The sequence below is a fragment of the Streptomyces sp. NPDC002785 genome (genome assembly GCF_040295565.1).
Classification (GTDB): domain Bacteria; phylum Actinomycetota; class Actinomycetes; order Streptomycetales; family Streptomycetaceae; genus Streptomyces.
In genome coordinates this window covers 1-9,474 of record NZ_JBEOVN010000246.1, presented here as the reverse complement: position 1 = coordinate 9,474, position 9,474 = coordinate 1, and the positions used below count along the sequence as shown (strand labels likewise).

The 9,474-nt window shown below is 66.8% G+C and carries 11 protein-coding genes and 2 pseudogenes; 4 read left to right on the top strand and 9 right to left on the bottom strand.

Annotated elements, in window-relative coordinates; translation table 11 throughout:
* Positions 1–92: 92 nt before the first annotated feature.
* Positions 93–320, bottom strand: a pseudogene (locus ABTZ94_RS33705) (VOC family protein); the annotation flags it as partial.
* Here ABTZ94_RS33705 and ABTZ94_RS33700 point away from each other — a divergent pair.
* Positions 321–665 (top strand): annotated as a pseudogene (locus tag ABTZ94_RS33700) (CGNR zinc finger domain-containing protein); the annotation flags it as partial.
* Between the two features lie 9 nt (positions 666–674).
* Here ABTZ94_RS33700 and ABTZ94_RS33695 read toward each other — a convergent pair.
* Positions 675–2,018, bottom strand: coding sequence for a UDP-glucose dehydrogenase family protein (locus ABTZ94_RS33695; protein ID WP_351206631.1), 1,344 nt, complete (start codon positions 2,016–2,018; stop codon positions 675–677).
* 199 nt (positions 2,019–2,217) lie between these two features.
* On the opposite strand from ABTZ94_RS33695, the gene ABTZ94_RS33690 reads away from it, so the two are divergent.
* On the top strand, positions 2,218–3,375 hold the full coding sequence (locus ABTZ94_RS33690; RefSeq protein ID WP_351206635.1) for an acyl-CoA dehydrogenase: 1,158 nt from the start codon (positions 2,218–2,220) through the stop codon (positions 3,373–3,375).
* 199 nt (positions 3,376–3,574) lie between these two features.
* Here the strand turns inward: ABTZ94_RS33690 and ABTZ94_RS33685 are convergent, their stop codons facing one another.
* Complete coding sequence (locus ABTZ94_RS33685; RefSeq protein ID WP_351206629.1) at positions 3,575–3,727, bottom strand: hypothetical protein; 153 nt, start codon at positions 3,725–3,727, stop codon at positions 3,575–3,577.
* A 234-nt stretch (positions 3,728–3,961) separates the two neighbouring features.
* Positions 3,962–4,885, bottom strand: coding sequence for a GNAT family N-acetyltransferase (locus ABTZ94_RS33680; protein WP_351206633.1), 924 nt, complete (start codon positions 4,883–4,885; stop codon positions 3,962–3,964).
* A gap of 343 nt (positions 4,886–5,228) precedes the next feature.
* On the opposite strand from ABTZ94_RS33680, the gene ABTZ94_RS33675 reads away from it, so the two are divergent.
* The gene (locus tag ABTZ94_RS33675; protein WP_351206627.1) at positions 5,229–5,453 is read left to right on the top strand and encodes a hypothetical protein; all 225 of its coding nucleotides are present in this window, start codon (positions 5,229–5,231) and stop codon (positions 5,451–5,453) included.
* A gap of 539 nt (positions 5,454–5,992) precedes the next feature.
* Here ABTZ94_RS33675 and ABTZ94_RS33670 read toward each other — a convergent pair.
* The 5 genes from ABTZ94_RS33670 to ABTZ94_RS33650 form a co-directional block, all read right to left on the bottom strand.
* On the bottom strand, positions 5,993–6,202 hold the full coding sequence (locus tag ABTZ94_RS33670) for a DUF397 domain-containing protein (protein WP_351206625.1): 210 nt from the start codon (positions 6,200–6,202) through the stop codon (positions 5,993–5,995).
* Between the two features lie 110 nt (positions 6,203–6,312).
* The gene (locus ABTZ94_RS33665; RefSeq protein ID WP_351206623.1) at positions 6,313–6,537 is read right to left on the bottom strand and encodes a DUF7848 domain-containing protein; all 225 of its coding nucleotides are present in this window, start codon (positions 6,535–6,537) and stop codon (positions 6,313–6,315) included.
* Between the two features lie 332 nt (positions 6,538–6,869).
* The gene (locus tag ABTZ94_RS33660; protein ID WP_351206621.1) at positions 6,870–7,700 is read right to left on the bottom strand and encodes a helix-turn-helix domain-containing protein; all 831 of its coding nucleotides are present in this window, start codon (positions 7,698–7,700) and stop codon (positions 6,870–6,872) included.
* Positions 7,697–8,221 (bottom strand): DUF6879 family protein, encoded by a 525-nt coding sequence (locus ABTZ94_RS33655; RefSeq protein WP_351206619.1) that lies wholly within the window; start codon positions 8,219–8,221, stop codon positions 7,697–7,699. Before ABTZ94_RS33655 ends, ABTZ94_RS33660 begins: the two co-directional genes overlap by 4 nt.
* Complete coding sequence (locus ABTZ94_RS33650; protein WP_208785554.1) at positions 8,205–8,396, bottom strand: hypothetical protein; 192 nt, start codon at positions 8,394–8,396, stop codon at positions 8,205–8,207. The genes ABTZ94_RS33655 and ABTZ94_RS33650 overlap by 17 nt, the downstream gene beginning before the upstream one ends.
* Positions 8,397–9,188: 792 nt before the next feature.
* Between ABTZ94_RS33650 and ABTZ94_RS33645 the strand changes: the two genes are divergently transcribed.
* A partial coding sequence (locus ABTZ94_RS33645; protein ID WP_351206617.1) for a hypothetical protein occupies positions 9,189–9,474 on the top strand: 286 nt, incomplete at its 3' end.

Genomic DNA, 9,474 nt, shown 5'->3' with positions numbered 1-9,474 from the left:
GCGACCTCCACGACCAGCGAGTCCGGCTCATACCGCAGCTCGACGGTGATCGGGGCGCCTGGGGCGTGCTCCGCACGTTTTCTCCCCCGCTTCTAACACGCGCAGAGGCAGAACGGATGCCCCGCGGGATCGGCGTACACCCGGAAACTCCGCCCGCGGTCCGCCGCGTCCAGCACGGTCGCGCCCAGGGCGAGCGCCTCCTGCTCCGCCGCGTCCAGATCCGGCACGGCCAGATCCAGATGGAACTGCTGCGAGCCGTCCGCACGCGGCCACTGCGGCGCTACGTGACCGGGCGCGGCCTGGAACGCGAGCGTCGTGCCCGTGCCCCCGGTCAGCTCCACGCCGGCCACCACCCGCCGGACGGCGTCGCCGCGCCCCCGCTCGACCGGATCCTCGCCGAAGCACCTCTGCGCGTCACCGTGGACGCGGCGGGCGCCGCCTCGCTGCGGCCCGCCGCCGAACCTGCCGGTCTCACCGCACGTGTCGCGGCGGCCATCGCCACCGCGGCGGCCGACGGCACCTGGGCCCGGCTCAAGGCGTGCGAGGCCGAGGACTGCCGCTGGGCCTATTACGACCGCAGCCCGGCGGGGCGCCGCCGCTGGTGCTCCATGTCGGTGTGCGGCGCCCGCGCCAAAATGCGCGCCTATCGCGCGCGGCGCGCCTAACGCGCCGGATCAGGCCTTCGGGCGCCCCATCGCCCGGTACGTCCAGCTGGCCTTGCGCCACAGCTCGCTGTCGAGCGCGTTGCGGCCGTCCAGGATTATCCGGCGGGACGCGACCTCGGCGAGCGCCGCCGGGTCCAGCTCGCGGAATTCGCGCCACTCCGTCAGATGCAGCACCACATCCGCGCCGCGCACCGCGTCCAGCGCCGAGTCCGCGTAACCGAGGGTCGGGAAGAGCCGCCGGGCGTTGTCCATGCCCTTCGGGTCGAAGACCGTGACCTGGCCGCCCTGCAGATGGATCTGCCCGGCCACGTTCAGCGCCGGCGAGTCCCGTACGTCGTCCGAGTCCGGCTTGAACGTCGCACCCAGGACCGCGACCCGCTTGCCGAGGAACGAATCGCCGCCCACAGCCTCCCGGGCCAGCTCCACCATGTGGCCGCGGCGCCGCATATTGATCGAGTCGACCTCGCGGAGGAAGGTCAGCGCCTGGTCCGCGCCCAGCTCACCGGCGCGCGCCATGAAGGCCCGGATGTCCTTCGGCAGACAGCCGCCACCGAAGCCGATCCCGGCCCGCAGGAACTTGGACCCGATCCGCTCGTCGTGCCCGATCGCCTCGGCCAGCTTCTTCACATCGCCGTCGGCGGCCTCGCAGACCTCCGCCATGGCGTTGATGAACGAGATCTTCGTGGCCAGGAAGGAATTGGCCGCGGTCTTCACCAGCTCGGCGGTCGGGAAGTCCGTCACCACGAACGGCGACCCCTCGGCGACCGGCGTCGCGTACACCTCGCGCAGCAGCTTCTCGGCCCGCTCGCTCGCCACACCGACGACGATCCGGTCCGGGTGCAGGGTGTCCTTCACGGCGAAGCCCTCGCGCAGGAACTCCGGGTTCCAGGCCAGCTCCGCTTCCGCACCCACCGGCGCCAGCTCCGCCAGCCGTGCCGCGAGCCGGGCCGCCGAACCCACCGGCACGGTCGACTTCCCGACGACCAGGGCGGGCCGGGTCAGATGCGGTGCCAGTGACTCGAAGGCGCTGTCGACGTAGCTCATGTCGCAGGCGTACTCGCCGTGCTTCTGCGGAGTGTTCACGCAGACGAAGTGCACATCGCCGAAGGCCGCCACCTCTTCCCACGAGGTGGTGAACCGCAGCCGCCCGGTGGCTCCCTCGATGCCCTCCACATGCTTGCGGAGCAGTTCTTCCAGGCCCGGCTCGTACATCGGGACCTTGCCCGCGCCCAGCATCTCGATCTTCTCCGGCACGACATCGAGGCCGAGCACCTCGAAGCCCAGTTCCGCCATGGCCGCGGCGTGGGTGGCGCCGAGATAGCCGGTGCCGATCACAGTGATCCTGAGGGCCATGGAGTGCTCCTGGGAGATGCAGACAGACGTGCGGTGAACGAGCATAGTCGTGCCCCCGAAGGCCCGGTTTCCGGCCGCCTGCGCAGCTTCTGCCACCCCTGTCGCGAAGCTCACGCACGCTTTGCATAGGTCATTGCGGGAACGGCGCTCTAAAATTGGGTTACTTAACGGTAGTTAGCATCTCTGGGGAGTGAGCGTCTTGGCGGGTTCGACCGATTTCGACCTGTACCGTCCGGCCGAGGAGCACGAGATGCTCCGCGAGACGGTGCGTGCGCTCGCCGAGGCGAAGATCGCCCCGTTCGCGGCGGCCGTCGACGAGGAGGCCCGCTTCCCACAGGAGGCGCTGGACGCCCTGACCGCCGCGGACCTGCACGCGGTGCACGTACCCGAGGAGTACGGCGGCGCGGGCGCCGACGCCCTCGCCACGGTCATCGTGATCGAGGAGGTGGCCCGTGCCTGCGCCTCCTCCTCCCTCATCCCGGCCGTGAACAAGCTCGGCTCGCTCCCGGTGATCCTCTCCGGCTCCGAGGACCTGAAGAAGAAGTACCTGGGCCCGCTCGCCAAGGGCGACGGCATGTTCTCGTACTGCCTCTCCGAGCCCGACGCGGGCTCCGACGCGGCGGGCATGAAGACCAGGGCCGTGCGCGACGGCGACTTCTGGGTGCTCAACGGTGTGAAGCGCTGGATCACCAACGCGGGCGTCTCCGAGTACTACACGGTCATGGCCGTCACCGACCCGACCAAGCGCTCCAAGGGCATCTCCGCCTTCGTCGTCGAGAAGTCGGACGAGGGTGTCTCCTTCGGCGCCCCGGAGAAGAAGCTCGGCATCAAGGGCTCCCCGACCCGCGAGGTCTACTTCGACAACGTCCGTATCCCCGCCGACCGCATCATCGGCGAGGAGGGCACCGGCTTCGCCACCGCGATGAAGACCCTGGACCACACCCGCATCACGATCGCGGCCCAGGCCCTCGGCATCGCGCAGGGCGCCCTCGACTACGCCAAGGGCTACGTCCAGGAGCGCAAGCAGTTCGGAAAGCCGATCGGCGACTTCCAGGGCGTCCAGTTCATGCTCGCCGACATGGCCATGAAGCTGGAGGCGGCCCGCCAGCTCACCTACTCGGCCGCCGCCAAGTCCGAGCGCCTCGACGGCGACCTCACCTTCTTCGGCGCCGCGGCCAAGTGCTTCGCCTCCGACGTCGCGATGGAGATCACCACGGACGCGGTCCAGCTGCTCGGCGGCTACGGCTACACGCGGGACTACCCGGTGGAGCGGATGATGCGCGACGCGAAGATCACGCAGATTTATGAAGGCACGAACCAGGTCCAGCGGATCGTGATGGCCAGGAACCTGCCGTAGTAGGGTTTTCGCAGGTCAGAGGCGGTTTCGGGGGTCCGTAGGCACATCCTTGGCTTTCTGTCCGTTGCGGCCTGATCAGGACCGTTCCTGGGCGTCATGCTGGGGGAATCCTGGGCGGATGCCGGGCTGGAATCGGCCACTGACTTGCACAAACAACACAGCCCCCGGCGTGATGCCGGGGGCTGTTGTCGTAAGCGGATCAGGCGACCTCTGACGCCTCCGTGGGGTCGTCAGCGCCGGGCGTCAACATCGTTGCGATGGCGGCCCGACCGCGCTGCTCGGCCCCTTCGAAGATGTAGTGGTAGTGCTCCCTCAGTACGTCCGTACTGCTGTGGCCCATCCAGTCGGCCACGTCGTTCTCGGGGACTCCGGCGTACAGCAGTCGCGACCCGTAGTAATGCCTTGTGTCCGCAGAGGCCGTGTGCAGTCGGAGTTGTGTCGTGATTGACCAGACGAGCTTTGACGCCGCGTTCGCGACGATGCGGGCAGCGCGTGTTGCATTCCAGCCTCGCTGGTGTGATGCAGTTCACTCTGTTGATCGCCAGCGAGTGGGCGGGACGCCGTTGCGGGAGCCCCGCGCCCTCGGTCAGCTCCAGATCATGCAGATCCGGCGCCCGAAGTTGACGTATCCGATGCGCTGGAAGGCGTTCGCCATGGGGGTGTTGCCGAGATCCGTGGCTGCCCGGATGCGGGGGACATCCTGCGCGCTGAGGATCCGGGTGCCTTCGGCAAGGATCTCGTCGATGTAGCCGTTGCCCCGGTGTTCGGGGAGTACGGCGAGGTAGCCGATGACGGGGTTGTAGTCGTTGCGGGCCGGGGTGACGAACCCCACCGGCTCGCCGTCCGGCAGTGTCGCGATCCGCCACCGGTCCTTCGGGCTCCGGAAGTGCGCGAGTTCCTCCTCATAGTGTCTGGCCGCCGCTTCGCGGGGGGACATCCGAGTCAGGTCGTCCCTGCTGTGCGCGTCCAGCGTTCCGTCCAGGACCCGAGTCATCAGGGCGAGGATTTCCTCGGTGTCGCGGACCGGCCGGAACGCCAGGCGCCCCCTCGGCTCGGGGAGTGGCGTCCCGGGACGCCACTCCAGAAGCACCCGTTCGACGAACTGCCGGGCGCCGGTCCGTTCTAGGGCGAGCATGCGGTCCTCGACGATGTGCCCGGTCACTCCGCCCTCGCGCCAATCGGGTGGGACGGCTCGGTTGTACTCGGGTGGACGGGCGCCGGCTGGGACCACTGCGGCCGTGGCAGCCTGCAGCAGCCGCACGCCGATGTCCACGCGATCGCGATCCGCGCTGCTGTCGTCGATGTCGAAAATGTCCAAAAGGAATGGTGTGTCGTCTCCGGTCCGACCCCACCATGCGACCCTGGCCAGTAGGCGCTCGCCGCGGAGGGCGACCCACATCCATTCCGGACGTCGGCGGCCGGCGGCAAGGTCGTCCGCCAGTTCCTTGTTGAGGGTGTAAGGCAGTTGGGAGAAGAGGACGAGTTCTTCGCGTCCGGTGATCGGACGCATGGTCAGGTCGTTCTGTTTCACGGTCAAAGCACGCTCCGGTGAGAGCGCCCGTCCGCTCCGAGGTCAGATGTGGTCCGCACCCCGGGAGGACACAAGCGCGGTGATCATGGCGATCATGGGCTTACCCCTCCTCTCGCTGTCGTGGCCCCTCACCCTCATGGTGGGGGTTCCGCCGTAACGTCTATCCAAGCGCAGCCCCGTCCGTAAACCCTTTTCGATCACCCTGCGTCCGACAGTGCCCAGTGAATCCCGGTGTGTCAGCTGCACGTGTGGTTCGCGGTGCGGGAAGGCGGCTCACGCGGCTTGTCCCGAGGGCGGCTTCACGGAGGCGGACGATCTCTTCGTGCTGGGCGGCGAGCCATGCCAGGGCCTGGGCGCGGAAGTCCATAAGCTCGTTGATCGTCTGCTCGGATCGGGTCAGCCGTTTCCTGAGCTTGGTGCTCTCCGCCTTGAGCCGGACGATCTTAGCTTCACGGGGGTCGGGGATGTCTCCGGCCTGCTGCAGGGCCTGGCGGCGACGCTCGAACTCGGGCCGCAGAGGTCAAGGAACTACCCGGAATCGTCGTGACCGTGAAACGGGCGGGGAGGACCGGTCGACCGGCCACCGTTTTCACGCTCCGCGGTGACGATTCCCGTCACGCAGAAACCCAGCTGGCCAGCGCGAAGCGTGACCTGAACGGCAACGATTCCCGTCGCTCTGCGTCGCGGCCGGCCAACTCTCAGCGTGAGCAGAACCGTGCCACGGTCGTGCAGATGGATGCCTACCGCCCGGAACTGAGGCAGGCCCCGATGCCTGCGCCCCAATCGAAGCGCCTGGAACCGCTCGCCGCCAACCCTTTCCGTGCACTGCTCTGACCACTCGAATCAAACCAAAGGAACGCCCCCACTATTCGGCAGGGGCGTTCCTTTGCTTGGTTAGCGTCGCAGGTCCCGGTACTCCTCCAGCATCCGCAGCGCGGGCATGAGACGAGGAAGAAAACCCGGACAGTGGGTGTCCTTCGGCAGCGCCCACGTGTGCCAGCACGACAGGCAGCAGATCACCCGTTCATGTTCCGGGTCCGGTACCGCTTCGCTGCCGCAGCGTGGGCACTCGTGCACGGTGTCTCCCTAGACAGACAAGTCGAACTCACCCAGCTTGGTACCTGACAGGAAGTCGGTCCACTCAACGGCCGTGAACTCGACCGTCTCACCGGTCGCGGAGTTGCGGACGACGACCCTACCGGGAACGTTCGTCGCCACCTCGACACAGCGGCGGTCGTTCGGGTCGTACTTGCACGCATTGGATGTGCGGAACTCGAACTCGGGGACTGCGGTCATCGTGCCTGATCCCTTCGACGTGCCAGACGGGGAATCGGTCCCCGCACCGTTGTGCATCCCGCCCCGACCGCTCGACCTGTCCAGGGTTTTCACCGCCGGGGCGGGGGCTTCTACTCAGCGCGGACCACCATGGCGAACGACGTACGAATGCGTCTGAACCCCTTGCGACCACTGCGGCCCGTGTGGCTCATGCACTCCACATCGACGGATGCCGAGTCACTGGAAGGCGTCGCCGTCCACTTGCAGTGCAGACATACGGCCTCGAAGGTGACGTCCGTGTCGGGGTGCTCGTTGATCCTGTGCATCACGTACCGCATGGCTGTTCTGATGCTCACAGCCCACCCCTCCGGCTCCGCCCGTCGGCCTCGGCAACCCTGGCGCTCAGTTCCTCTCGCGACGCTTGCGGACGGGCCTGGTAGTCCGGGCACTTCGGGGCACCGCATTCACACTTTGGCCAGTTCAAGGACGAGCCGGGGGCAAGGTCCGCTCCCTCCGGCCCGGGGCCGGACTTACGGACCAGGAGCACACCGCCGACACCGCGCGCTCCGGAGAGGTGAGAGAGGAACTGTCGGGCCTCACTGCTGCCCAGATGATCAGCCGCTTCGGTCCTATGTGCCCTGCTGTCGCTCACCATGGCCCCCATCTTCGGTGGGCCACGATCGCGCCTCTAGCCTGTTTCCTGTTCCCGCAAAAAGTCGTTGCGGATACCTTCGATCAGATCCCGCATTTCGTCGCCGGCCAGCGCTGCTCGCTCGAATCCTTCGAACTTATCAACGTAGAGACTCACGTCTCGTGGGTCCGTAGCGACGACTTCGGCATGGACGATTTCAACGGTCACCATGCGGTCGTCACGGATGACGAAGGCGTGATTTGCGATGTCGTGTTGCTGAACCCGCAGGGGGACTATCCGGATGTCCACGTGGGAGAGTCGGGAAATAGACACGATGCGATCAAGCTGAGCAGCCATCATCTGCGGTCGCACGATGCGCCAGCGCAGAACAGGTTCGGTGATGATGAACCGTAGCGACTTTGCGTTGTCGTAGAGAACTGCTTGCCGTTCAAGTCGCCCATTGATCGTTCGCGTGAGTGCGTCTTCACTCAGGTCGTGGCGTTGCAGAATGGCCCGGGTGTACTCGGGAGTCTGGAGCAGGCCCGGAACGAGCGCGGGTTGAAACAGCCGCAGTACAGACATCTGGGCTTCCAAGGCCTTGGCGGCCTGCTGGCCTTTGTGGACCCCGAACCGCTTGAGCAGGCGCCACGCCGTCGCCTCTGTTGCTGACGCGCGTGCGGCTTCCGTGTACTCCGCCTTGACCTCGTCCGAGACGCCGATGGCGGTCAGGATGCGCTCGACGTCCGTCGCGCTGGGTGCCAGCTTCGCATTCTCGATCTTGGACAGCTTGGACGGAGACATGAGGGCGCTGCGGGCCACCGCTTTGGCTTCCTTGCCGGATGCCACTCGCAGCGCCCGCAGCGCGGCTCCAAACTGTGCTCTGTTCACGCCCCGTACTTGGCCCACCATTCGGTGAACGGTTCCGCGTGCGCGAGTGCCGCGTCACGGTACCGCGTGAACTCCGCTGTTCTTTCCTGCGGTAGCACTTCCGAACCCAGGTACTTCCCGCTTCCGTCGTAATTCATCACGGCCACGGACTTGGAGTCGAAGAACCAGAAATCCGGAACATCCTCCAAGGGGTTGGGTTTGTCGGTGATGTCGAGGATGAAGAACTCTTCGCCCCCGCTCACGTTCTTGTGGTAGCCCCAGCCGAGTTCGAACCTAAGATAGTCCGTGAGTGGGCGGGACAGGATATGGACCCGGTACACCCGCTTCCCCTTCTCGGCGTGCGAGCGTAGTTCTTCGACCCAGCCCGCGTTGTAGTCGTCCGGCTGTGGCTCCCCGGCCAGGAATGCCTGATAGGCGTCGACGCTCCCGGACTTGCTGTAGTCGTCCAGGGTCTCCAGCCGGAATGCCTCGCGCTCGAACGCGTCGAAGAGGTCGCCGAGGGTCCTAGATGAGGTTGTCACGGATGGCCTTCTGGATCAGTTCCATCGGGATCTCGACCAGGGTTTCGTGCGCGGGAATCTGAAGCCCGTGGTTAGTCGGCGTCTCGCCCTGTACCAGGAAGGTGCCGCGATCCGTGGCGTAGATCGTCGGGCAGTCCTTGATGTCGCACGTGCTGACCAGCTTGGTGACCTTCATGGTCTGGGTTCCCCTCTCCCGTGCCGCTGCCGGTGTCCCGCATCTGGGTTGATGCTCCCGAGGGCTGGGCGCACCGGTCAAGCGATCACGGTTGACGGAACGGGAAACCGCGTAATCTGCGCCGGGCCTGCTCGCGTACCGCGCGACTGGTGGTGATGCCTCCAGCGCGCCTCCTGCCTGCGCAGACTGTTGACGATCACGGGGAAAAGCTGGGGAGGCCCCCTCTGAGAGGGGTGTTCGTGCACGCCAGAGCCATATGACCTGTAAAGCACGCAGATCTACGAGGGCACGAGCCAGGTCCAGCGCATCGTCATGGCGAGGAACCTGCCGTAACGGTTTTCGCCTTGGGTCTGGCCCCCGGGTGGCATACCGGGGGCCAGACGCGTGTACACGGCCAAGAGACCGCGCGAGATGGGTCAGCCGGGCCGCAGATATCGGGCTTCTGGGCCCGTGAGCCAGAGCAGGTGGTCGACCAGTCGGCCGACTGTCGAGGTAGGCCTCGGTCTTGCCACCCCCGGTGGGGAACCAGCGAGGAAGAGTGGGATGAGCCGGTCGCCCTCATACATTCGGGCCCGACCGCGTATCACCACTCCGGGGAATTCCTCGGGCAGTACTTCCTGTGCCTCGATCGTGCCGTCCGCGAGCAGCTTGACGGGCACCGTCCCGGCGTAGGCCGTCCGGTGCCAGACAGAGCAGCTGCCCTTGTACTCGGGATCCTTGGAGGGGCCTGGGTTTGTACCGAGCCCATGAGCAGTGCACCCTCAGCTCATCCATGGCCCGTCGATCCGGAAGGTGAGTCCGAGGCTGGAGGGCTGGAGGCTGGGGACGCTGGGCGAGGTCCGGGTCGCCCTCCTCCGCGTCCGGCACCCCTGCGACGGTCGTCTCGTCGAACTGGGTGGGCTCCAACGGCATCCCGGCCAGGCTCATCCCGCCGTCGGCAGCGACTCCCCCGGGGGCCAGGCGCCCGATGATGTAGTGCTCCGCCGGATTGCCCTTGAGCTCTTCCTTCGGTCCTCCGATCGGGCCGAGCAGGTCCGTGACGAGCTCGCCGATCGTCGTCGCGCCGTCGCTCTTCACC